At 52.8% G+C, this 23,839-nt stretch carries 18 protein-coding genes; 9 read left to right on the top strand and 9 right to left on the bottom strand.

The window, feature by feature from the left end:
* Positions 1–36: 36 nt before the first annotated feature.
* Positions 37–570, bottom strand: coding sequence for a cupredoxin domain-containing protein (locus K5L82_RS08070; RefSeq protein WP_058340739.1), 534 nt, complete (start codon positions 568–570; stop codon positions 37–39).
* Between the two features lie 199 nt (positions 571–769).
* On the opposite strand from K5L82_RS08070, the gene K5L82_RS08075 reads away from it, so the two are divergent.
* Both K5L82_RS08075 and K5L82_RS08080 read left to right on the top strand, forming a co-directional pair.
* Positions 770–1,435 (top strand): response regulator transcription factor, encoded by a 666-nt coding sequence (locus K5L82_RS08075; RefSeq protein WP_022990681.1) that lies wholly within the window; start codon positions 770–772, stop codon positions 1,433–1,435.
* Positions 1,422–2,756 carry an ATP-binding protein gene (locus K5L82_RS08080; protein WP_091855226.1) on the top strand — a complete coding sequence of 445 codons (1,335 nt, stop codon included), beginning with the start codon at positions 1,422–1,424 and terminating at the stop codon, positions 2,754–2,756. The genes K5L82_RS08075 and K5L82_RS08080 overlap by 14 nt, the downstream gene beginning before the upstream one ends.
* 162 nt (positions 2,757–2,918) lie before the next feature.
* Here K5L82_RS08080 and K5L82_RS08085 read toward each other — a convergent pair whose 3' ends face one another.
* A complete protein-coding gene (locus tag K5L82_RS08085; RefSeq protein ID WP_223133765.1) occupies positions 2,919–4,358 on the bottom strand; it encodes a tyrosine-type recombinase/integrase in 1,440 nt (479 codons plus the stop codon).
* A 214-nt stretch (positions 4,359–4,572) separates the two neighbouring features.
* Between K5L82_RS08085 and mutS the strand changes: the two genes are divergently transcribed.
* Positions 4,573–7,161: a DNA mismatch repair protein MutS gene (mutS, locus tag K5L82_RS08090; RefSeq protein ID WP_133007595.1), complete on the top strand. Its 2,589-nt coding sequence runs from the start codon at positions 4,573–4,575 to the stop codon at positions 7,159–7,161.
* Between the two features lie 161 nt (positions 7,162–7,322).
* Positions 7,323–7,646 carry a ferredoxin FdxA gene (fdxA, locus tag K5L82_RS08095; RefSeq protein WP_133006102.1) on the top strand — a complete coding sequence of 108 codons (324 nt, stop codon included), beginning with the start codon at positions 7,323–7,325 and terminating at the stop codon, positions 7,644–7,646.
* Between the two features lie 90 nt (positions 7,647–7,736).
* Here fdxA and K5L82_RS08100 read toward each other — a convergent pair whose 3' ends face one another.
* The 4 genes from K5L82_RS08100 to K5L82_RS08115 all read right to left on the bottom strand — a co-directional run bounded on the left by K5L82_RS08100 (position 7,737) and on the right by K5L82_RS08115 (position 13,025).
* Positions 7,737–8,765, bottom strand: a complete 1,029-nt coding sequence (locus K5L82_RS08100) for a hypothetical protein (RefSeq protein ID WP_133006103.1) — start codon at positions 8,763–8,765, stop codon at positions 7,737–7,739.
* Positions 8,766–8,782: 17 nt separating this feature from the next.
* Positions 8,783–9,733: a DegV family protein gene (locus K5L82_RS08105; RefSeq protein ID WP_223133766.1), complete on the bottom strand. Its 951-nt coding sequence runs from the start codon at positions 9,731–9,733 to the stop codon at positions 8,783–8,785.
* Positions 9,734–9,926: 193 nt separating this feature from the next.
* The gene (locus K5L82_RS08110; protein ID WP_223133767.1) at positions 9,927–11,303 is read right to left on the bottom strand and encodes a solute carrier family 23 protein; all 1,377 of its coding nucleotides are present in this window, start codon (positions 11,301–11,303) and stop codon (positions 9,927–9,929) included.
* A gap of 93 nt (positions 11,304–11,396) precedes the next feature.
* Complete coding sequence (locus tag K5L82_RS08115; protein WP_223133768.1) at positions 11,397–13,025, bottom strand: acyl-CoA synthetase; 1,629 nt, start codon at positions 13,023–13,025, stop codon at positions 11,397–11,399.
* A 144-nt stretch (positions 13,026–13,169) separates the two neighbouring features.
* Between K5L82_RS08115 and K5L82_RS08120 the strand changes: the two genes are divergently transcribed.
* From K5L82_RS08120 to K5L82_RS08140, 5 genes are all read left to right on the top strand, one after another.
* Positions 13,170–14,666 (top strand): sensor histidine kinase, encoded by a 1,497-nt coding sequence (locus K5L82_RS08120; RefSeq protein WP_223133769.1) that lies wholly within the window; start codon positions 13,170–13,172, stop codon positions 14,664–14,666.
* A complete protein-coding gene (locus K5L82_RS08125) occupies positions 14,659–15,309 on the top strand; it encodes a response regulator transcription factor (protein ID WP_223133770.1) in 651 nt (216 codons plus the stop codon). The genes K5L82_RS08120 and K5L82_RS08125 overlap by 8 nt, the downstream gene beginning before the upstream one ends.
* A gap of 45 nt (positions 15,310–15,354) precedes the next feature.
* The gene (locus K5L82_RS08130; RefSeq protein ID WP_223133771.1) at positions 15,355–16,161 is read left to right on the top strand and encodes a PhzF family phenazine biosynthesis protein; all 807 of its coding nucleotides are present in this window, start codon (positions 15,355–15,357) and stop codon (positions 16,159–16,161) included.
* Positions 16,162–16,206: 45 nt separating this feature from the next.
* On the top strand, positions 16,207–17,397 hold the full coding sequence (locus K5L82_RS08135; RefSeq protein ID WP_223133772.1) for an NAD(P)/FAD-dependent oxidoreductase: 1,191 nt from the start codon (positions 16,207–16,209) through the stop codon (positions 17,395–17,397).
* Between the two features lie 381 nt (positions 17,398–17,778).
* Positions 17,779–19,695: an LTA synthase family protein gene (locus tag K5L82_RS08140; RefSeq protein WP_223133773.1), complete on the top strand. Its 1,917-nt coding sequence runs from the start codon at positions 17,779–17,781 to the stop codon at positions 19,693–19,695.
* A 32-nt stretch (positions 19,696–19,727) separates the two neighbouring features.
* On the opposite strand, the gene K5L82_RS08145 is transcribed toward K5L82_RS08140, so the two are convergent.
* The 3 genes from K5L82_RS08145 to K5L82_RS08155 all read right to left on the bottom strand — a co-directional run bounded on the left by K5L82_RS08145 (position 19,728) and on the right by K5L82_RS08155 (position 23,670).
* Entirely contained in the window at positions 19,728–21,122 is a 1,395-nt protein-coding gene (locus K5L82_RS08145) for a phospholipase D family protein (protein WP_262492544.1), read from the bottom strand.
* Positions 21,123–21,302: 180 nt separating this feature from the next.
* Complete coding sequence (locus K5L82_RS08150; protein WP_133006113.1) at positions 21,303–22,154, bottom strand: universal stress protein; 852 nt, start codon at positions 22,152–22,154, stop codon at positions 21,303–21,305.
* A 28-nt stretch (positions 22,155–22,182) separates the two neighbouring features.
* Complete coding sequence (locus tag K5L82_RS08155) at positions 22,183–23,670, bottom strand: SulP family inorganic anion transporter (RefSeq protein WP_223133774.1); 1,488 nt, start codon at positions 23,668–23,670, stop codon at positions 22,183–22,185.
* Positions 23,671–23,839: the final 169 nt, after the last annotated feature.

A 23,839-nucleotide genomic window follows, 5' to 3' on the forward strand; every position in this document is an offset into this window, starting at 1 on the left:
TCTCAGCCCCGCGCTCGCGGACCTCAGTTAAGCGAGTTACTCGAAATTGACCTCACCGTACATCCCGGCCTGATAGTGGCCCGGCACGTTGCAGGCAAATTCGATATTGCCTTTATCAGAGAACTTCCATACCACTTCTTTACTTTGGCCCGGTTCCAGCAACACGCTGTTCGGGTCGTCATGCTTCATGGAATGGCCATTCCCCATATCCATATTCATCATGTCGTGGTTCAGCTTGCCGCCCTGGATGACGCCATGCTCAACCATCATCATCATTTCCTCTTGATGAGCTTCGTGCATGTCGGGAGTGCCAACATTGAACTCATGGACGAGGTTTCCCTTGTTCTCCACCACGAAGCGAACGGTTTCACCCGGCTTTACACTGATTTCTTCGGGTTCGTAGTAGTTGTCGTACATCTCGACAGTTACGGTTCGGCTGGCCTCCGACGCTTTGCCAGGTTCACCGCTTGTAGCGCCGTGCCCGTGGCCACCATCATGGGCGCCAGCCGCAAACGCTGTTGCCGACATTGAAAGCGCCATACCCGCTACGAATAGTTTTGATGCATTCATCTTTTTATCCTCTGTAAAATATTGCTCGAAAAACACTGCAGGATTGAGCCCCAATCTTGAGCAATGTTCAGAATCGGTTGTTACCTTCTCTCACTAACCTGAATTCTTTCTGAAAAACTCGAACTATTTTCCGTTCAGGCTGAATTCAGGTTAATCAGTCACACTTTCGACCGCGGACCATACATAGAAGGAAAAACTCATGCGTTTACTGCTCGTCGAAGATGACCGCTTGCTTGCTGAGGGTCTGGTCAGGCAGTTGGGAAAAGCAGGTTTCAGCGTTGATACAACTCCCAGTGCCCGAGAAGCCGTCGTTCTGGGTGAGCAAGAGGATTACCGTGCTGTTGTTCTGGACCTGGGTCTACCTGATGGCAATGGGCTGGACGTATTGAGAAAGTGGCGAACGAATCACGTCAGCTGTCCGGTCTTGATTCTGACCGCGAGAGGCGATTGGCAGGATAAGGTTAACGGCTTAAAAGCCGGGGCAGACGATTACCTGGCAAAACCTTTTCAGACAGAAGAGCTAATCGCACGCCTCAACGCACTCGTGCGTCGAAGTGAAGGAAGGGTCCATGCTCAGGTTAAAGCCGGCCGCTTTGAACTGGACGAAAACCGCCAGAGCCTCAAGATGGACGACGGCGTGGAACATACACTTACCGGCACCGAATTCCGGCTGCTACGTTGTTTGATGAGCCGCCCTGGCCACGTCTTTTCCAAAGAACAACTAATGGAACAGCTTTACAACTTGAATGATAGCCCGAGCGAAAACGTCATTGAGGCGTATATTCGGAGGTTAAGGAAGCTAGTGGGCAGCGAAACCATCTCAACACGACGCGGCCAGGGGTACATTTTTAATGCGATTCCTTAAAAAGCCTGCGTCCGTAAAAGGAACCTTGCTTGCGCTGTTACTGCCCGCCGGAATTGGTCTAATGGGGGTAGCGTGGTTGGTCCATGGCTTGCTGCTCGACCGAATGTCTCGGGAATTCGTTGAAAGCCGACTGAAAGATGAAGTCGCTTTCCTTGAACACCAGATTCGCGACGCGAATGGTGAAGTTGACACTCTCCAGACGGGCGATTATTTCCAGGATGTTTTTCATCATGCCTTTGCCATACATACACCCGAACAGACCATCATTTCACCCGATACTTGGGAGCCCTTGTTAACGCCTCTGATTGAAAACGAAGAAGACGGAACCGTTCGCGTAGAAGATGCCGAAACCACTGATACTCCCTTAGACATCCTCGCCTACCGAAAGTCTTTTCAGGTCGGTGAAACACCCATCGTCGTAATCGTTTCTGAAGATCTGGGTGCGCTGAAACGCAGCCAAGCTGCACTTCATGCCTGGACCGCCGTAGTATCAGTTCTGTTGATTATGCTCTTGGTCGCCGTGCTCTGGTTCGGTATAACGATGTCCATGCGACCGGTTGTCACACTCAAAGCCGCATTAAAAAGACTCCAGGACGGAGAGATCTCCCGAATCAACGTTCAGTCGCCAGAGGAGTTCCACCCGCTGGTTCTTCAACTAAATCAGTTGCTGGACTCCTTAGATCAGCGACTGGAGCGCTCCAGGGACGCTCTCGCAAACCTGTCTCATAGCGTCAAAACCCCCATCGCAGCCGTCCGGCAGATACTGGAAGACGACACACGTCCTATCGACACCAATCTAAGGCGCCAGATGGCGGAGCGATTAAGCGATATCGACAGGCAATTAGAAGCTGAAATGCGTCGAAGCCGTTTTGCAGGGCCCCAGATTGGAAAAAGCGCCTACCCCATAAAACAGGCACGAGATCTTTTGTGGATGCTCGGTCGTTTATATCCGGAAAAGTCGTTTGAACTATCGAGTTCTCTGCCTGAAGACAGCCGATGGCCAATAGAAGAACATGATCTTAATGAAGTATTGGGCAACTTACTGGACAATGCTGGCAAATGGTCTTCGAGATGCGTAGAGCTCTCTGTCGAACAAGGCAGCGGCTTTAAGCGAATAGTTGTTGCTGATGATGGCCCAGGGGTTAATCACAAGGATTTAGCCAGTTTGGGCCAAAGGGGTCTGCGGCTAGATGAGCAAACACCTGGGCACGGTCTCGGTCTTGCTATCGTTCGAGATATAGTGACTCGCTATGAAGGTAAAATCAGCTTTTCGACTAAGTCCTGTAGCGGTTTACGCGTTTCTATCGAATTATTAAGATAAACTCGAATGTTCGCTTTTGTTTAGCAGCGGACCGATCGAGGCGTCCGGTGGAGGCCGTAGGCCAGCAAGGTCAGGGACTGGCGAGCCTAAGAGAGACAGAGAGAAATAGATTTCTCTCTGTCCGGTTGCTGCAATTTGTGAAATTAAGATGGGTTATGCCAACTAACACACGCCGTCAAGGGTTTCCAGATGATCAGCCCACTTTTGCAGCCACTCGCGACATTCGGGTTCATAATCGTGCAGATCATAAGTCCCTTCAATACCCTTTCTTGAATGCCCTATCACTGCCTCAGCCACTTCATTGCGACAGCCTAAACGAGACAACCCCGTGCGAACCGTACGACGCAGATCATGTGGAGACCAGTCAGGAATGCTATCCAGCCAAGCTTGGCCTGGCTTAAAGTAGGTGCCACTTCGAGCCTTGGCAGAATTTCTCAAATACCATTTTGTTTCGGTAAGCGATTTCTGCTGGATCGGCAATCCCGTCCGACTCGAAGGAAACAGATAGGTATTGGTGGTTAAACGAAGCTGACGGAGAAAAGCCACAGCTTGGCTCGGCAACTGCACATACCGCTCGGCTCCGTTCTTGGAGTCTCGCATATGCCAAACTGCTCGATCGAGATCTACATCAGACCAACGCGCCTTACAAACCTCACCCGTGCGAGCTCCTGTCCACAGAGTCAAACGAATGACGTTCTTTTGTGTTACCGAGAAACCAGAGCCTGGCAACCACGCTAACACTTCCTTCAACTCCGCATCGGACAATACGCGTTTGCCCCGAACAGACGTAAGTCGGACTCTAGCCTGCTTCAGGCTCGACTTTGCCAACAAAGCCGGGTTCGCAAAATCATCATCAAACTTGCCAAGGCCAATCGCATAGTCGTAGGCGGCACTGAGCTCACGCAGCACATTCCCAGCCTGAACGTTTGCTCCCCGGTCAAGAATGTCCTTCACCATCTCTACCACATGTTTACGCCGAACTTCTGCAGCAGATCGATCCCCCAGAGTGCGTACAGCATCACCGTACAGGGTGCGCCTAGTCTCGGCCTGCCCCTTAGGTTTCCGTGCACCAGGAACTCGTTTCTGTGCCCCAGTTCGACGATTTACAACCAGTCGATCCTCAATCACTTCAGTTAAGTACAGATCAACCAAGTCACGAACAGTAAACGCGGCCACCTCTGCCGCTTCCTTTTCCTGTTCAATTTTTGCACTTTGACGTGCTTTCTCCCTCTGAATTTCGGCACGAATGCATACGCCATCTCGTCGCAAAGCCTTCATCCGAGCAAGCTCAAGACGCGCCTCAGCCAGACTCATCGAGGGGTAATTCCCTATCTTGACTTGAGTGAGTTTGCCCGTTTCGGGGCTCCGGTAGCGATAGATGAAAGATTTGCCTCCACTAGCTCCACAAGTCACGCGCAGACCGGCATTTTCTCCAGTGTCCACTTTGACTTTATCGCCAGGCCGCATCGTCTCGATGGCTCTCGCCGATAGTGGCTTGTTGCCGTGTTTGTTATTCTGCATGCTTTGATCCATTAACTGATTGGAACGATAGCCATCGATGGCATTGATGAAGCTCTGGCCATAAGTATAGCTTTTCATCATCAACAGCCTTTCCTGTTAAGGCGCCCACAACCCTACACCAAAAGCTATACCAAAACCTATACTCTTGAATTGGATTGCAGCAGATTTCATCAGACTCTTTCAGACGCTACACAGACAAATTCACCAGACAACCCCCTGCCAAAAGGCGGTTTGAAGCTATTTTACAGGCGAACTACCAGTGAGCACAGACGATATCAAAACTTCACACACCCCCATGATGCAGCAGTACCTCAAGATTAAAGGTGAGCACCCCAATGAGATGGTGTTTTACCGCATGGGGGACTTTTACGAGCTGTTTTACGACGATGCCAAGAAAGCCGCTGAGCTTCTGGACATTACGCTAACGGCCCGCGGCCAATCTGGCGGCAACCCAATCCCCATGGCTGGCGTGCCTTTTCACGCAGCGGAAGGCTACATAGCGCGTATGGTCCGGGCCGGGCAATCCATTGCCATTTGTGAGCAAATTGGCGACCCAGCCACCAGCAAAGGCCCGGTTGAACGCCAGGTTGTCCGCATTGTTACACCCGGCACGCTCAGCGACGAAGCATTTCTGGAAGATCGCAGAGACAACTTGTTAGCGGCCATCTACAGCCACAAAGAGCAGTTCGGATTTGCATCACTCGACATTTCCAGCGGCCGTTTTGCGGTGTCCGAGCTTGATAGCCTTGAGGCCCTGCAGGGTGAACTTCAGCGCCTGCGGCCTGCGGAAATATTGATCAGCGAAGACTTCCCGTACGGCGAGATTCTCGAAGGCTTTACCGGGGTTCGCCGACAAGGCCCCTGGTTGTTCGAAATGGATACTGCGCACCGGATTATCACCCAGCAGTTGCAGGTAAAAGATCTGACCGGCTTTGGCTGCGAAGACTTACATCTGGCCGTCTGCGCCGCGGGTTGCCTGCTGCAGTATGCCCGCGAGACTCAGCGCACCGCTCTGCCCCACATTCGCAAGCTGACCCGGGAACGTCGAGAAGAGGCCGTGATTCTAGACGCGGCCAGCCGCCGAAACCTGGAAATTGACACCAACCTGATGGGGGGCCACCAGTACACCCTCGCCTGGGTGATGGACCGCACCGCCACCGCAATGGGCGCTCGAGAACTGCGCCGCTGGCTGAACCGCCCCCTGCGGGATATTCATGTGGTACGCCAGCGCCAGCAAGCGGTCACTGCATTGCTGGACGGCTTCCACTACGAACCTACTCACGACCTGCTCAAACGCGTGGGAGACATTGAACGCATTCTCGCGCGGGTTGCCCTGCGATCGGCACGCCCCCGGGATTTGGCCCGTCTCCGTGACGCTTTCCAAACCCTACCCGACCTCCAGGACACCCTGAAGGCCGTTCAATCGGGGCATATCGCGCATCTTGCGAACACGGTCAGTGAGTACCCAGAGCTGGCTTACCTGCTTGAACATTCCGTTATCGAGAACCCGCCCGTGGTTATCCGGGATGGCGGTGTGATTCGCGAAGGTTTTGATGCCGAGCTGGACGAGTTGCGCAACATCAGTGAAAACGCGGGTCAATACCTGCTCGACGTGGAAACCCGTGAACGCGAACGCACCGGCATCAGCACCCTGAAAGTAGGCTACAACCGGGTACACGGTTACTACATCGAAATCAGCCGAGCCCAGTCCGAGCAAGCTCCGGTGGATTACATCCGCCGTCAAACCTTGAAAAACGCCGAGCGCTTCATCACTCCCGAACTGAAAGAGTTCGAAGACAAAGCCTTGAGCGCCAAGAGCCGCGCTCTGGCTCGGGAAAAGGGCTTATACGAGGAAGTGCTCGAAGCCGTCGCCGAACAATTGGCCCCGTTACAGGACGCAGCTCAAGCTCTGGCCGAGCTCGACGTGCTCAGCAACTTTGCCGAACGAGCCACCAGTCTGCGCTTCACGGCACCAGAGTTTAGCGATGAGCCCGGCTTTACCGTCGAGGAAGGTCGCCATCCGGTGGTCGAACAACTACTGGATGAGCCTTTCGTTCCGAACAACCTGCTGATCGACGACAAGCGCCGCATGCTTGTCATCACCGGACCCAACATGGGTGGTAAATCGACCTACATGCGCCAAGCCGCGCTGATTGCGTTGCTCGCCTATACCGGAAGCTTCGTGCCGGCAGACCGCGCCGTATTGGGGCCGGTGGATCGAATTTTCACCCGCATGGGCTCATCCGATGACATTGCCGGAGGCCGCTCCACCTTCATGGTGGAAATGACCGAAACCGCCAACATCCTGCACAACGCAACCGAGCACAGTTTGGTATTGATGGACGAAGTGGGCCGAGGCACCAGCACCTTTGACGGTCTATCCCTGGCCTGGGCTACCGCCGAACATCTGGCTAAGGAAATTCGATGCTACACTTTATTCGCGACCCACTACTTTGAACTGACTCAGTTGGCGGAAGACCTGGAGCATGCTGTCAACGTGCACCTGACCGCAACCGAGCACGATGACAGCATTGTGTTCCTGCACAATGTTCACGATGGCCCTGCTAGCCAGAGCTACGGCCTTCAGGTTGCTCAGCTGGCGGGTGTGCCTCAGGACGTCATTCAACATGCAAAAGCTCAACTGACGCACCTGGAAGGCATTGCCGGCCCCACGGCTGAACCGAAAACAGCCGAACCCGCACCCGTCCGTGCTCCAACGCCTGCTGCAGGCGTTGCTGACCACAACGCGTTCCAGAGCGACATGTTTGCCAGCATGGAACCGAGCGACGTCGAACGCGCTTTGCATAAGTTGGATGTTGACGGTTTGAGCCCAAGAGAAGCCTTAAATCAGCTGTATGAACTCAAAGCATTGCTGGGAAACTAGCAGGAATAAGCGTTAAGTTGACCTAAGTAATAAGGTTATAGCGGTCTAAGGCTTGCGGCTGCGAGGGGCGCTCCCTACAATATCGCGCATAAATTAAGAATGGGGCCGATTTTTACGAGCTCCTGATGAGACTGTTTGTTCTACGAACCAGGGATCCGACTATGGCGTTTATCGTTACTGATAACTGCATCAAGTGCAAATACACCGACTGTGTAGAAGTCTGTCCGGTAGACTGCTTCTACGAAGGCCCCAACTTTCTGGTTATCGACCCAGACGAGTGCATTGACTGCGCTTTGTGTGAACCAGAATGCCCGGCAGAAGCCATTTTCTCGGAAGACGAACTGCCTGCTGGCCAGGAAGCATTCGTAGAGATCAACGCCGATCTCGCGGGCAAGTGGCCTAACATCACTGAAAAGAAAGACCCGCTGCCAGACGCAGCAGAATGGGACGGAAAAACAGACAAGCTTCAGTACCTGGAGCGCTGATTCCAGCCGATTCCTAATTAAAAAAGGCCGGAAGATTTACGTCTTCCGGCCTTTTTTTTTACTCTACGGTCACCCGATGCCTGCAAACGGTTACTCAGCCAGCAATTTCTTGGCCGCTGCAGAGCGGTAAAACGCCCCTAATCGTCGGCGCAACAACGCTTCCAAATAGCCCTCTTCTCGCAGGACATCAACCATCGGCAAGGCCAGTTCTCTGAGCTCGGTCACGATCACTTCGCGGGTGACACCCAAGTCTTGCAGCAGCTCCAAAACCGGCACACTGCCATACTTCTCATAAAGGTGGTCAACCACCGCTCTCGCACATCCTTCGAAATAAGGCGTTTTCCGAAAGTTCAGCCAAAACTCATAACCCAGCACGACAAATTCCTGGAGCCGAACATCCCCCATCCCTTCGTTCAGCTCAGCGATGGTGGTTCCTTCCAGCGATACCCACGCCGCCATCACGCTATCCCGAAGTTCATCGTCTGTAAGGGCTTTCTGAAGAAAATGCTCGCTCCGGGTGATTAGTCCCGGAAGACTGTCGGATAACCAAGCCTTGATGCGCCGTTCGAAAGTTTCATCCAAACCCGGCACGGCCTTGTTGGCGACCTTCTTGCCGAACTTCATCACGGAACCCACTCCCGGCACAGAGCGAGTCAGCAAATTGTCTTCGTACAGATAATTGACCAAACCGTGGTACACCACATTAGAGACAAGTTCTTGGTATACCGGGTGCGCCATAATTTCCGCAATAAAGAGCTCACGCTGTTGGCGCAGTTCCAACGCTTCTTCAACAAACGCGGTCGCTTGTTCACGCGACAGTATTTCGCCCAGAGTGGTTTCAGCTTGCACAGGCGCATTGATTACCTTCGCCGCCATTTCGCCCGCCAGCTCGGGGATACCTGCGTCCAGTTCCATGTTGACGACAATGCGCTGGATCACCCCCATCACCTGTTCCGCGCTGACCAACTGCTCCAGCGTAATGGTGCCAGCGTGACCCAACAGCTCGTCCACTTCTGTTTCGAGGAATTTAGTGAGCTTCGCACCTTTCAAGGCCGACAACTCGTGTTTTACGTGTGCCTCAAAGAGCTTGTCGGCCACATCAGGGCTAGATTTGGTCATAGAAGTGCCATCCATTCTTACTGATAATCCTGAAATTCATGGGGTTCGGCTGCCAAGCTCAGGCATATGCTCCCCGGCCCTACATATATCGAACTGGTGATGCCCATTTGCGATAGCAACAGTTCTACATTAGTGCGTTCACAGACTTCGCGAAGGCGGTCCAGCCCCGGTAACGCTTCGATTTCATCCCAGCTTAACCCGCAGGACAGGCTTACATAAGGTGTCAGCAATCCTGCTTCAACGCGGCTGGCGGCATAGTTCATGACTCGCTCGACAGCTGTATCGAAGTTAAAGGTTTTCGCCACCGGCTTCCCTTCCACTCCTTGCCCGAAAATCACCGGTGTCAGATTCAAGGCCTTACCCAAAAATGCGGCCACAGCCGAGACACTTTTATCACCTCGACGCCGAGCTCGCTCTCGAATGTAGTGGATATCCCGCGGAATAACGCAGGTAAAGATGTTATCGGAAAATGTTTCAACTTCGTATTTTAAGGCATTTTTTGAGACTTTTTGCTTGATCAGCTTAAGCGTATGTGCCGCTAACAGCCCTTGCCCCGCAAAAATCTGCTTACTGTCTATCACCCTCATTGAAAACTTGCCCGGCCGACCCGACGCCTTGCGAGCGGTTTCGTAGTTCGCCATCACCGTGTGCATGGCATCACTGGCATTGTGATAAATCTGGCTTCGGCTACGGGTGACGGTCTCACAAATGGCGATATCGTATTCAGGAACAATCTTTTCCATAAACAAATCGTGTATCTGTTCAACAGAAAAAGCCTCGGTTTCGGCATGGTGCCCTTTTTCCAACAGACCACCCTGATAAAACTGCTGAGTAAGCACGGAATCGTGGGTATCTATGTAGGTTTCGCCATTGATAATAGCCGTGACCGGTAGGATAAAAAGGCCATGCTTGGTGGCAAATTCGTGGGGCAAATCACATGCTGAATCAACAATCAAACCGACGCGCATACTACACACCTCCAGATACAGGCTGCCTTAATACCGGCATACCTTTTCTTATCATTATTTTGCAGGGCGGTAGTGTCACACAGGCATTAAAACATTACAGCCGCCAGAATGGGCCAAATAAAAAAGGGAGGCACTAAGGCCTCCCAAGGACACACAGGGGTTAATGTCGCCGCAAACAACAACGGCGACAGATTCAGTACTCTTCGGCCACGTCGGCGCCGGGCGCCTCTGGGTCCGGCGTAAAGCCTAGAAGGCGAGTACGTTCAATCAGGAAGTACAACACGGCACCGGTCGCCAGTCCCCAGCCTGCACCATACACGGCGAGTACAACGCCCATGGTGCCGGCAATGCCGCGTTCGGTGTTGTTCTCGAGCTGCTCCAGACCCACCATCAAACAGATGTAACCGGTAAGTAGCAGAGTTAATGACAAGGCAATTGGCAACACCGGCTGGAAGAAGCTCACCAAGGGCAACACAAACAATGCAACAAAACCGGTGATCCAGAAAGTACCGCCGCCGCTGTAGATGGAATCCATCGCGCTGCGGCCGTATTTGTAACGCTCTGCCATGGTGGCGGTGACCGCGGTCCAGATTGGGCCAGCCAAACCGGGATAAGGCGCGAAGAATGCATGACCACCATTGCGAAGGGCAGTTACAAGGTGCGCTCGATCAATACTGTTGTCGATGTTTTCGTCTTTCCGTAAGTGATCCACTCGGCTCATTAGCGACTGCCCCACCACGATGTCACCAAAGGCGATGACATAGGCGATGACAGCGGTCGGAATGGCATACAAAAATACGTCCATATCCGGGAAGCCAACAGTAAACGGCAGGTAGTTCCAAAGCTGGTCAAACGCCGGCTTGGTGATACCCCACTGCACATCCGGCACATCGTATTCGCCGGTGGCAAAGCCAACCAGAATGGCTACAACCATACCCGGCACCATGCCGTAGTTGGCAATTTTACGGGCCAGTGCATTCTTATCGACAAAGCCTTTGAACGATACGGAAAACATCAGATACAAGCACACCAAGCCGCCCACGATCAGAGAAATCGGCGTGTTGGCCAATCGGCCACCGGCTTCAATCTCGCCCATCAGAGCCGCGATACCAGCGCCAATGATGATGCCGCCTTTCATGGAGCGAGGTATCCACTCAACCAGCTTACTGCCCAAGCGAGTCACACCCAGAACCAGAAAGATCAGGAAGACCAGGAACTGCAATGCAAATAGCGCTTGAATGGCTTCGGGGCCGGGCTCGTAATCCGACAGGAACAACAGCACCACCGGTATGCCCGGAGTAATCCAGCCCGGCACCAGCGGAACCCCCAACAAGGCAGGCAGCATGAAACCGATGCCACAGATCACAACGTACGCCAACGCTACATCGTAAGGAACACCCAGATATTTTTCTAAAAGTGGAATCATGGCAAGGCTGACCACGAACATGATCAAAGCCTGCACCATCTCCGCAAATTCCCACCGATAGTGGACAAACGGAAGTCGAATTTTGAAGGGGCCAGCCGGCCAGTAAGGCTGCTCTTCGCCATTATTTCTCTTTAATAACTGCATTACTCTACCTCCAGGCGCTCACAAACGGGCGCCAGTCAATGTTGTTTTTGTGTTGAGGTTAGGCTGCGCCGGACGGCGCAGCCTACGGCCTAATCAGTTCAGCTCTTTGGCCTGATCGCGAAGCACAAACTTCTGGATTTTGCCGGTCGAGGTTTTGGGCAATTCAGTAAAAACCACCGTCTTGGGCACTTTGAAGCGGGCCAGATGCTCCCGGCAAAAACTGATGATATCTTCTTCAGAAACATCACCGGCTTCAGGCTTCAGGGTTACAAACGCACAAGGCGTTTCGCCCCATTTTTCATCGGGCCGTGCCACAACCGCTGCCTCCATCACGGCAGGATGTCGATACAGGGTGTCTTCTACTTCGATGGTGGAAATATTCTCGCCGCCGGAAATGATGATGTCTTTCAGGCGATCTTTGATTTCCAGATAACCATCTTCGTGCCATACCGCCAAATCACCGGTATGGAACCAGCCACCACGGAACGCTTCTTCCGTCGCCGTCGGGTTTTTCAGGTAGCCTTTCATCACGGTGTTACCGCGCAAGAAAATTTCACCGATGGTTTTGCCGTCTTTGGGTACCGGTTCCATTGTGTTGGGGTCTCCCACCATGGTTCCACCCAATGTGTGATACCGCACACCTTGACGAGCCTTCAGCTTGGCACGCTCATCCAGCGGCAACTCATCCCACTCTGATTTCCAGGCACACACAGTCACCGGGCCGTACACTTCGGTCAAGCCGTATACGTGAGTCACTTTGATGCCAAGCTCTTCAATAGCACCGATAACCTGTGCCGGGGGTGCGGCACCGGCCGTCATAGACTTCACTTCGTGATCGATACCCGCCTTGGCTTCAGGCGAAGCATTCAACAAGGCATTCAGTACGATCGGTGCACCACACATATGGGTAATTTGGTGGTCGCGAATCAGCTGAAGAATCTTTTCCGGGTCAACCCGGCGCAGGCATACATGCGTACCGGCCATGGCGGTGATGGTCCACGGGAAACACCAGCCATTGCAGTGGAACATTGGCAGCGTCCACAGATAGACAGGGTGCATACCCATAGACCAAACAGCCTGGTTACCCAGTGCGTTCACGTAGGCACCACGATGGTGATAGACCACACCTTTGGGGTTACCGGTGGTACCGGAGGTGTAGTTCAGGGAAATCGCTTCCCACTCATCCGCTGGAAAGCTCCACTGAAACTCGGGGTCCCCTTCCTGCAAGAATGCCTCGTAATCCAAGTCACTGACCTGAACACCTTCACCGTATTCCGGGTCATCAACATCGATCACCAACGGCTTATGTTTCAATCCGCTTACAGCATCTTTGATTACCTGACCGAACTCGCGGTCCGCAATCACGACTTTCGCTTCTCCATGCTCCAGCATAAAGCCAATCGCGTCAGCATCGAGCCGGACGTTCAAGGTGTTCAAAACCGCGCCAATCATCGGTACCGCAAAATGACACTCCACCATGGCCGGAATGTTGGGCAACATAACCGCGACCGTATCGCCCCGATGAATGCCGCGTCCTTTCAGAGCCGATGCCAAACGACGACAACGATCGTAAGTTTCTGCCCAATCCCTGCGGATAGCGCCATGGATAATGGCCGGATAATTCGGGTAAACGCTGGCAGTGCGCTCGATGAAATCAATGGGGGATTGGACCGCGTAGTTCGCGTCCCGAGGCGCTAGGCCTTCTTCAAAGATCGAAGTCATGTGTGTGGTCCTCATATTCTAGTGTTATTTTTATGTCGTCTACGGCGAAAAGGTTAGACTGGGTATTCTTTCGATTGGCCAAATGGTAGATGACAGAAGTATTGCTAGGAATTCTACCATTGTATTATAGGGTATATTCTATATATGAGTAGCTCCACAACTCAACAGGGCTTCGTGCAATTGCTCCCTCAGGATCCAAGCCCCTCTCTCATTGTAGATGCTCAAGCAAGAGTGCTAGCGGAAAATCCCGCAGCACAGTCCCTTCGGCCCACAGGCACTGTCCAATACGCTGAAGTCTTGCCCGTCAATACGGCAGCGCTCATTAAATCGGCACTGGACCAAAATCGAGTGATCGACCGTGTTGAAGCCAGAATCGGCGGCACCATTTTGCTCTGGAGCTTCATTCCGGATGCTGGCACTCAACAGGTATTTCTCCGCGGCAGAGACGCCACAACAGACATCCTCGCTCAGGAAGAGGCCACCCGATCAAGCCGTCTGTATCGACTGATCACCGAAAACACCACGGACCTGATTTCACGGCACGCACCGGATGGTCGGTTTATAGACGCTACGCCTGCATCGTGGCGCCTGCTCGGCTATTGGCCGGAAGAATTACGCGGGCATCGCCTTGATGACATTTTCACAGGCCACCAAACAGACACCTTATTTGCCGAAACCCGGCAAAAACTTCGGGACGATGGCTACGCCACCATGACCCTCGAGCTCACTCATAAAAACGGTGCTCGGCGATGGCTGGAAATTGCCAGCCGCGCCATTCGTGAAACCTACACCGGCGCAGTGGTAGAGGTGATCAGTGTGTCTAGGGACATCACCGCACGGATTGAATCCGAAGAGCAGAACCGCTTGCTGGCCGACGAACTGGCTCACACTGCGCGGCTCGCCACCCTGGGTGAATTGGCTTCAAGCATTGCCCATGAGATGAACCAGCCACTGGCCTCTATCGTGAATTTTGCCAGCGCCAGCCAACGCTTTTTGAAAAACCGTGAACAGCATCCGGAGCAATTATTGAAGGTGGATGATGGCCTTCAAAAGATCATCCACCATGCAAACCGAGCCTCTGAAGTAATCAAGCGACTTCGTGCTTTTCTGCGCAAAGGCAAAAAAAGCATGGGGCCGGTAACTCTCAACACGCTTATTTCCGAAGTGACACGCCTATGCCAATGGGAAGCGGACAAACACAATGTGAAGATATCCAGCCAGCTTGCCCATGAAGACCCGGTTGTCACCGCCGATCCCATTCTTCTGGAGCAGGTACTGATCAACCTGATTCGAAATGGCATAGAAGCCAACGTTGATGCTAGCCAAAATCCTAAAACTACCGATGCGTCGGACATTCTGGTCAAAACCCTCATCAACGATCAAAATGAAACCTTGATCGTGGTAACAGACGAAGGCCCCGGACTGGATGAAGAGGGCGTTCGCCAGATGTTCCAGCCGTTCTACACCAGCAAACCCCATGGGCTCGGTTTGGGACTCTCCATGAGCCGCTCTATTATTGAAGGCTTTGGCGGTTTTTTGGATGCCCAGCCCGCTAAGTCTGGCGGCTTGTCCCTCATTTGCCGCTTCCCGAACACCCATACCCCCAACGCCACAAACAAATCGGAGCTTTTAGATGCCTGAACTCTCTTCATCTGCAACTAACACCGTGTTCGTCGTAGACGATGATGCAGGCATGCTGGAATCGACCCAGTGGCTACTCGAGTCGGTAGGGCTCGGGGTGAAGGCATACAGCGATGGCCGGCAATTTCTGGACGAAGTAAATGAGCACCGCCCCGACTGCGTGGTTTTGGACATCCGCATGCCCGGGCTAGGTGGATTGAATGTTCAGGAAGAGCTGCAAAAACGAGATATCGATGTGCCGATCATCTTTGTTTCCGGTCACGCCGACGTGCCCATCGTTGTCCGGGCCTTCAAATCCGGAGCGTTCGATTTTATCGAGAAACCGTTCAACGAACAGTTGTTACTGGATAGCATCCAACAAACGATGCAAACCCCGAGGGCACCAAAAAACCCCGTGGCAATCAGCCAAGATGCAGAGAATCTGATCAGCACCCTAACCCGCCGCGAACGCGATGTTTTCCTCCCTCTAGCGCAGGGCTACACCAGTCGGGAAATTGCCGAACAGCTTGGCGTCAGTGTGAAAACCATCGACCTGTATCGCGCCCGAGTGATGAAGCGCCTTGGCGCCGACAGGCTGCCAGATGTCACCGGTATCGCAATTGCGGCCGGCTTGTTGAATCCGGAGGAGTTGCGGGCTAGCTAGCCTGTTTATGTAACAGAATCGAATTTCAATGGACTAGGACAAACCATGCAAATCCCGATTTACCAGATTGATGCCTTTACCAACACACTTTTCGGTGGCAATCCGGCTGCGGTCATGCCACTTGAGCGCTGGCTGCCCGATGAGGTCTTGCAGGCTATTGCGGCAGAAAACAACCTGTCCGAAACGGCCTTTTTTGTACCCACCCACGAACGGGAAGACGCCGACTTCCACATTCGGTGGTTCACGCCTACCGCTGAAGTGCCTTTGTGCGGGCATGCAACTCAGGCGGCAGCCTGGGTGGTATTCAATAAATATGAATGGCCCCACGTCAAAGTCCGTTTCCAATCGAAGTCAGGACTGCTGTCTGTTTTGAGGAGGCCGGACGATTCTCTGGAGTTAGACTTCCCCAACCTGGCATACGAGCCCTGCTCCACCCCGGAATTGATTAAAGCGGCAATGCCAGAAGCGCCCGACAACGCGTTCTTTGTTCCTAACGACACGAATTACATGGTTGTGCTGGACTCTGAGAATGCAGTTGGCGCCGCGGCTCCTGATTTGCAGTCGCTTAGCTTGCTGGGTAATCAAGGACTGATCATAACGGCTAAGGGTGACCAGTGTGATTTCGTCAGCCGTTATTTTGCTCCGGGTGTCGGCATCGACGAAGACCCGGTAACAGGCTCCATTCACAGCGTGCTAACCCCCTATTGGGCCCAACAAACGGGCAACAGCTCTTTCACCGCCCGACAACTCTCTAAACGTGGATGCGATTTGCACTGCGAACTTCGCGGCGACCGAGTGGCAATTTCCGGCCACGCCGTCTTCTTTATGGAAGGCTCCGTACAGCTGCCCTGAGACTGATATACTGCCCGCCGGTTTTTCATCAGTGGCGGGCAGACAATGGCAGCATCTTCTTCACACTACGACGTTATCATCATCGGCGCAGGCGCAGCCGGGTTGATGTGTGCGGCGACCGCAGGCTATCGCGGCCGGAAGGTGCTGGTGGTGGACCATGCCAACAAACCCGGAAAGAAAATTCTGATGTCCGGCGGCGGACGCTGTAATTTCACCAATCTGAACAGCACTCCGGCAAACTTTCTATCCGACAACCCGCATTACTGTATCTCTGCGCTGAAGCGCTACACCCCCCAGGATTTTCTCGAACTGGTGGACCGCCATGGGGTGGAGTATGAAGAAAAAGCGCCGGGACAACTGTTCTGCAAAACCAGCGCAAAAGACATTCTTAGCGTTCTGCTGACCGAATGCGATTGGGCGGGGGCAGAAATTCGCATGAGCACGTCTGTCACTCTGGTTAAGGCTTCTAACACCGGCTACGATCTGAAAACCAGTTCGGGTAATCTGAGTTGCGAGTCACTGGTGGTCGCCTGCGGCGGCCTCTCCATCCCTACCATGGGCGCTACGGGGTTTGGTTACGAGCTGGCCAAACAGTTTGGTCTGAATGTTCTGCCTACTCGCGCTGGCTTAGTCCCCTTCACCTTACACTCAGAATTAAAACAACAACTTTCACCCTTGTCTGGGGTCAGTTGTCCGGTGGAAGCCCATTGTCACAACCATCATTTCAAGGAGCCGATGCTCGTCACCCACCGTGGCCTCAGCGGCCCCTCGATGCTGCAGGTATCCAGTTATTGGCAGCCTGGCGATGAAGTACGTATCAACCTGCTACCCGGACAGCAAATCCAGGAGGACTTGTTTGCGTTACGCAAGAACAAACCGCAATCCACCATCGCCCAGTACCTGAACCAACATTTGCCCAAGCGCTTTGCCCAGGCATTCAATGAACTTCAGGGATGGAGTCGACCGCTGCAGGAATACCGTGGCACTGAGCTCGAACAAGCTGCTGACACGCTGGGAAACTGGACAGTAAAACCTGCCGGTACAGAAGGCTACCGGACAGCCGAAGTTACTTTGGGCGGCGTGGACACTCGCCAGTTATCGTCAAAGACCATGGCAGTATTAGACCAGCCTAATCTGTACTTTATCGGAGAGGTAGTAGACGAAACCGGACACCTCGGTGGGCATAATTTTCAATGGGCATGGGCTTCAGGCGTAGCGGCGGGGAATTCGGTCTAAATCATCATCAAAATTGGCGCACACCACAGAAGCACATAACGCTATCAAGGCTCGTCTTTAACCCATTGGCATCATCTCATGCCTCATAACATCGCTTTAATTCACTGGATTGTTCACTACCAATATCCCGCGCTACAATAACTGCGTCCTGTAGGTTGGCTCAGACGTATGTCCTTGTCATGCATAACGTCATTGATGTGCAGAATCCGTTATCATGCAACAGTCTGTGATTGAGCCGGTTGTTGATTTCTTTCTCCCTTATCACGTGTTGCCATTTCTCAGATGAAATACCAGTCTCGCTTCCGTCAACTCTCACTGTTTTTACTCAAGTGCTTTCTCTTTTCCTTCAGCATACTGTTGGTTTCGCGCTACCTGTTTTTTATGCACATACAGGATGTGTTGCCAGAAACGGGAATTGAGGATGACATCTGGAAGGCTTTCTTGGTCGGCGGACGTTTTGATGCCAAGGTAACGGCGATTGCGTATTCTCCCCTTTTGCTGAGTGGCCTTGTCGCCGCTGTGTTTCATGGCGCTTACCGGCGCTGGTTAACGTTTGCAATTGGCTATCATGCGGTTGTAGCAACCCTTTATGTGATCGGTTGCATATGTAACTTCTATTACTACACGACTTATGGCAGCTATATTGACCTGTTTGTGTTTGGGCTGTGGGAAGACGATTCCACCGCCGTGCTTATCAATATCTGGGAAGACTACCCCGTCATACGCAGTTCTCTAGTGGCACTCGGAATCGGTGCGCTGGCATACCAGACCTCCCGGTGGTTCCTCCGCAGTCGGTTGGGTCGCATTAACCCGCAAGCATACTGGCACTGGGGCGTTACCTCACTGGCGGTAGTTGCAATTTTTTTATCCACCTTTGTCACAGCGCGAGGAACACTAGATAGCCATCCCCTTAAGCGCTATCACGCCAGCGTTTCCCAGTACAAACCGCTCAACACGGTCACCCCTAACGTATTCATGGCATTGGAATGGGCGTCCTCTGATTACAATGAGCAGCGGCACTTTGAGCCGGTTTCCGAGGCCAAACTGAGCGCCCAGATGGAAAAAGTACTGGGCCAGCCAACCCCCGTATACCAAACGCCGGAAAACAAATACCTCCAACAGAACCCGCCCCATGTCGTTGTGGCGATGATGGAGGGGATGGGCATGAATATTTTGGTGGAAGACAATCCCCCCGATAACGACCTTCTGGGACGACTTCGTCCCCATTTTGCAAACGGTTTTCTTTTCAGGCGCTTTTTAGCGGGCACATCGGGGACCATCGATAGTATTGTAATGACACTGTTTCATAGCCCCGTGGCGACCATCAGTCATTCCTCGGCACAAACCGTCGCATTGCCAAGTTCTTCGGTTCTACCTTACAAGCAGGCAGGATATGAAGTAGCGTTTCTGTACGGAGGAAATGGCATGTGGCGCAACCTGGCCGGCTATCTACCGACTCAAGGATTTGATCGCATCTATGATGAAAACGACATAATCAAAGCGATTCCAGAGGCGGAAGAATATTCAGGTACTTGGGGCGTGCCCGATGGTTTTCTGTTCCAGTTGGCCAACAAGATATTGGAAGAAGCGGATAAACCCACTCTGCTCTTTATTATGACCACCACCAATCACTCACCGTACGAGGTACCGGAAATTTATGAGCCCGGGCCGACGGAAATCAGCGACCGGTTTGCCGCGATGGCCGAATATGAGGGCGAAGAGGCCAGAGTGCTTCTTGAAACTTTTCAGTACGCCTCTGATGCGCTGGGCCAGTTTATGACGGGTATCAAGCAGTCATCGACGCTTCGCGACAACACCATTGTTGCGGTAACCGGCGACCATCGGGTGCGGAACCTGAGCACACATGAACCCACGGAATACGGTCTTACCTATGCGGTACCATTCCTGCTACACGTGCCGAACTTGATTCTTGAAAACGCACCTCACACGTATGATCCAATGCGCATCGGGTCGCACCGGGATATTTTCCCCACGCTGTATCATTTCAGCTTGTCGAACCAAGACTATATTACCCTCGGTGGCGAGAACCTTTTAAGCTCCGACGGAGTCAGCAACGTGGGGTTCAATCTCAAGCGCAGCATCAATGAGCATGGCGCGTTCAGTAACGACAAGTCCGGTCTGTTTTATCCCTGGCAGAAAGAGAATCCTCTATTCAACCAGCCGCAGCCGGAAGAGAAGCGGCCATTTGATGCTGGCTGGGCTGAGGAATATCATCGGTTGATGGACTATTATCTTCGCTCCCAAATTCTTCCTCCGAAGAGCTCGGATTCGCCATAGCACCCCACGCAAGCTGCACCGAGCCATACAGACTACAGATACTTTTCCAGTGGCAGCCAGGACAAGAAACGGGATTTCGCTCGACGCCAGAAACCTACGTCTGGCTCGTGATCAACTTGTTGGTCTGACGATCGCCATAGCAAATCGCCACCTTTATCTAAGGTTACCTGCCAGCTGTTTTCTGGTGTCATGGAATGACGGATATCAGCAGCAACGGTTTTGGCCATTTCCGGGCTTTGTATGATCAGTACCGTTTCACCGTTCAGGTAGATAGACCGAAGATTCACGTTGAGGGAGCCAACGAACAAGGTGCTTTGGTCAAATACAACCGCTTTGGAATGCAGGCTGACCGCGCCGTTATCACAAGCCGCTTCATTACTGACCCACGCTTTACAGCCTTTTGCATCAGGCCGGAGTTCGTAGAGTTCGATGCCGCTTTCAAGCATTTCTTCACGCCACCGGGCGTAGGCCGAATGATTAGTCACTAAATCGTTCGATGCCAGCGAGTTAGTAATCGCAAGTATCGAAAGTCCCGGTTTCACCACGTCGCGCAAATCTTCGAGCTGCTCGTCAGCCAATACGAAATAAGCTGACTCCACCAGAATTTCTGTCTCGGCCTGAGCAACCAAATCATACAAAGCCTTCGCTGTGAGCTTGGGCGTATCGGTGGGGGCGTTGGGGTCTTTAGGCGGCTCGTCATACACCAGCTTGGCCGGCGCTTGGGTCAAATCTGCAAACCGCCCCTCCAGAAAGGTCTCCGCTGCGTCAAACCCTTGAGGCGGGATCGATTTAAATGCTTGGGCCTGCGCAGTTTCGTTGATAAAACGTGACCGGGCACTGGCGGCCAGTTCTGGAGGCTGTGGCTGATAAATCTGTTCAAGCGGGTAGGACCACTGACTATTCCAGTAGGCTGAAAAGTTATCGGTCATATCACCAACGATAGGACCCAAAGCCATCACATCTCGGTCCCGAAAATTCAGCGCCGGATGTTCGTCAAAATACTCGTCACCGATATTTCGCCCCCCGGCAATACCGGCATAGCCATCCGCCACAAAGGTTTTGTTATGCATGCGCCGGTTGATCCGGTCGAAATCGAGAATCAATGATAAGAACCGACCAACACCGCTGCGCGAACGAGCCGGATTGAAGATGCGAACCTGAATATTGGGATGACCGTTCAATACAGCAAATAAAGATTCCTTACCCGCCACATTGATGTCGTCCAAAAGCAGCCGGACATTAACGCCACGCTCTGCCGCTGCTACCAAACGGCCCGCGAGATACCTTCCAGAATTGTCGTCATTCCAGATGTAGTATTGGGCATCAATAGACTGACGGGCAGACTCGATAAGTGCTGCACGTACGATGAACGCATCACTGCCCGTATTGAGGAGCAGAAAACCCGTATCCGGCTGGTTCGCGGACAAGTGTTTTTCCGCCTGCTTAGTGAAGAAAGTATCGGGTACTGGGCCTTTCTCCCGAACCAGGTCATGTTCGATCGGTTTGAGCGCCGAAGAACACCCGGTCAATAACCCCAGCAGAAGCCACAAACTCAGTGACCTAGTATGTGAAGTCTGCAGCTCGCTGGGCATGGCGGATTTTCCCGATTAGCGAAGAATAACCAAAGGCTTGGTTGCGGATTTCAGCATAGTGGTTGTCGTGCTGCCCACCAAGAACTGCCGAATACGAGAGTGGCCGTAAGCGCCCATAACCAGCATATCAATGCCCTGCTCTTCCTGATATGCATGCAATGTAGGTTCTACATCGCCCTGACGAATCGCCAGAGTAATCTCTACATCCAAACCAGACAGCATGGTTTCCGCTTTATTGAGCTGCGCCCAGTTTTCAGCTGTATCGGCACCCACCATCACCAAATGCAGCGGAATGCCACGTAAAACCGGGCTGACCGCCAACATTTCCACACCTTTGAACGCGGTTGCACTGCCGTCAAACGCCAGCATGGCCGTTTTCGGCTCGGCGTATTCATCGGGTACCAACAAGATCGAGCGTTCAACGCTGCGAATCACGGTTTCCAGCTGGCTGCCGATGTGCAGGTTACTGTCTGAACTGCTTTCACCGTGCAACCCCATCACAAACAATCGCGTGTCGTTTTCCAAAGCAACGAGAGATTCTGAAAGGTTGCCATGCCGCTGGCGTTTGACGACTTCGTTTGTACCCGAGGCTTTAACTCGAATTTCAGCCTCATCCAGCATGTGGTGCCCGTGCTCGAGTGCCAACTTGGAACGTTTACGATCCAGTTCAGCCAGCTCCGTCAGCAGTTGCTCACGGCTACCCAAGCCAATGTTACCCGCCAAATCCGGCTCTGACGGATACCGCTCGTCATCCAGAATGTGCAACAACATTAAGGGCGCTTCCATGTGCCGGCTTGCCCAAGCTGAATAATCGCACACAGCGTGCACAGCTCTGGAGCCGTCAATACAGGCTACTACTCTTAACATGTCTGTCTCGCCTTGGTCAGAATTCTGTTTAGTGCCCCATAAGCTGGTCTACAGCTTCAGGCTTATCGTGTACACCGAACCGGTCAACAATGGTCGCGCTGGCCTCGTTCAAGCCAATCACCTCGACATCAGCCCCTTCCCGGCGGAATTTGATCACGGCCTTATCCAAGGCACCCACTGCGGTAATATCCCAAAAGTGAGCGCGGCTAAGATCAATCACAACATTATCAACCGCTTCTTTGAAGTCAAAGGAAGCAGTAAACTTTTCTGACGAACTGAAGAACACTTGTCCAGTGACGGTATAACGGCGAGTGTGGGTTGCTTCGTCCAGTTCGGAAGTCACTGCCATGTAATGGCCCACTTTGTTGGCGAAGAACAAAGAAGCCAACAGTACGCCCGCAAGTACTCCAAACGCCAAGTTGTGAGTAGCCACCACAACCACCACCGTCACTACCATGACAATATTAGTCGAAAGCGGATGTTCCTTCAGATCCCTGATGGACGTCCAGCTGAAGGTACCGATAGACACCATAATCATAACAGCGACCAGTGCAGCCATCGGAATTTGGACCAACCACTCATCAAGAACCAACACCATCACCAGCAGAAAGAGGCCCGCTGTCAGCGTCGATAAACGGCCACGGCCGCCCGATTTAATATTGATCACAGACTGGCCAATCATTGCACAACCAGCCATTCCGCCCAGCAAACCTGAGCCAATGTTAGCGATGCCCTGCCCTCTGCATTCCCGGTTACGATCACTGGTGGTATCCGTCAGATCATCTACGATGGTTGCGGTCATCATGGATTCCAGCAAACCCACCACGGCCAGACCGGCAGAATACGGCAGAATAATCATCAGTGTTTCGAGGTTGAACGGTACATCGGGCCACAAGAAAATCGGCAGGGTATCCGGTAGCTCACCCATATCGCCCACCGTGCGGATGTCCAGGTTAAGGAGCATGGCCACAGCCGTCATGGAGATAATGCACACCAAGGGCGACGGAATCATCTTGCCCACCTTGGGCACATAGGGGAACAAATAAATAATACCGAGCCCAGTCGCCGTCATGGCATAAACGTGCCAGGTCACGTTGGTGAGTTCTGGCAACTGAGCCATAAAAATCAGAATCGCCAGCGCGTTCACGAAGCCCGTCACCACCGAACGCGATACAAAACGCATCAAGCTGCCCAATTTCAAATAGCCAGCCGCTATCTGAAACACGCCGGTCAGAAGCGTCGCGGCCAACAAGTACTGCAGTCCGTGATCCTTTACCAAGGTCACCATGAGCAGCGCCATAGCACCAGTCGCGGCCGAAATCATACCTGGGCGACCACCCACGAAGGCTATAATAACGGCAATACAAAACGACGCGTAAAGTCCGATTTTCGGGTCCACACCGGCAATGATCGAGAAGGCGATGGCTTCAGGAATCAAAGCCAAAGCCACCACAATGCCGGACAGCAAGTCGCCTCGAATGTTCGAGAGCCAATCTTGTTTGAGAGAGTTCACCATGGTTGGGGATATCCAGTTACACAGAAAAAATAAACAGTCACATGCGCAGCGAAAACAGCGCGGCGAAAACCTAGGGAAGGCGGATTACTAAAGATTTTGGGGCGCGAATATTATCAGAAACCGCTCAAAAAAGTAACAAACCGCATAACCACGCGCGTCAAAGGTGACC

It is taken from the genome of Marinobacter sp. AL4B (assembly GCF_019916045.1).
Classification (GTDB): domain Bacteria; phylum Pseudomonadota; class Gammaproteobacteria; order Pseudomonadales; family Oleiphilaceae; genus Marinobacter.

Bases quoted from the DNA above. Each gene is read 5' to 3' on its own strand.
- K5L82_RS08115 (WP_223133768.1), bottom strand. From the start codon at position 13,025: ATGACTTCGATCTTTGAAGAAGGCCTAGCGCCTCGGGACGCGAACTAC.
- K5L82_RS08140 (WP_223133773.1), top strand. From the start codon at position 17,779: ATGCACATACAGGATGTGTTGCCAGAAACGGGAATTGAGGATGACATC.
- K5L82_RS08110 (WP_223133767.1), bottom strand. From the start codon at position 11,303: ATGCAGTTATTAAAGAGAAATAATGGCGAAGAGCAGCCTTACTGGCCG.
- fdxA (WP_133006102.1), top strand. From the start codon at position 7,323: ATGGCGTTTATCGTTACTGATAACTGCATCAAGTGCAAATACACCGAC.
- K5L82_RS08100 (WP_133006103.1), bottom strand. From the start codon at position 8,765: ATGACCAAATCTAGCCCTGATGTGGCCGACAAGCTCTTTGAGGCACAC.
- K5L82_RS08125 (WP_223133770.1), top strand. From the start codon at position 14,659: ATGCCTGAACTCTCTTCATCTGCAACTAACACCGTGTTCGTCGTAGAC.
- K5L82_RS08080 (WP_091855226.1), top strand. From the start codon at position 1,422: ATGCGATTCCTTAAAAAGCCTGCGTCCGTAAAAGGAACCTTGCTTGCG.
- mutS (WP_133007595.1), top strand. From the start codon at position 4,573: ATGATGCAGCAGTACCTCAAGATTAAAGGTGAGCACCCCAATGAGATG.
- K5L82_RS08150 (WP_133006113.1), bottom strand. From the start codon at position 22,154: ATGTTAAGAGTAGTAGCCTGTATTGACGGCTCCAGAGCTGTGCACGCT.
- K5L82_RS08130 (WP_223133771.1), top strand. From the start codon at position 15,355: ATGCAAATCCCGATTTACCAGATTGATGCCTTTACCAACACACTTTTC.
- K5L82_RS08075 (WP_022990681.1), top strand. From the start codon at position 770: ATGCGTTTACTGCTCGTCGAAGATGACCGCTTGCTTGCTGAGGGTCTG.
- K5L82_RS08135 (WP_223133772.1), top strand. From the start codon at position 16,207: ATGGCAGCATCTTCTTCACACTACGACGTTATCATCATCGGCGCAGGC.
- K5L82_RS08070 (WP_058340739.1), bottom strand. From the start codon at position 570: ATGAATGCATCAAAACTATTCGTAGCGGGTATGGCGCTTTCAATGTCG.
- K5L82_RS08105 (WP_223133766.1), bottom strand. From the start codon at position 9,733: ATGCGCGTCGGTTTGATTGTTGATTCAGCATGTGATTTGCCCCACGAA.
- K5L82_RS08155 (WP_223133774.1), bottom strand. From the start codon at position 23,670: ATGGTGAACTCTCTCAAACAAGATTGGCTCTCGAACATTCGAGGCGAC.
- K5L82_RS08085 (WP_223133765.1), bottom strand. From the start codon at position 4,358: ATGATGAAAAGCTATACTTATGGCCAGAGCTTCATCAATGCCATCGAT.
- K5L82_RS08120 (WP_223133769.1), top strand. From the start codon at position 13,170: ATGAGTAGCTCCACAACTCAACAGGGCTTCGTGCAATTGCTCCCTCAG.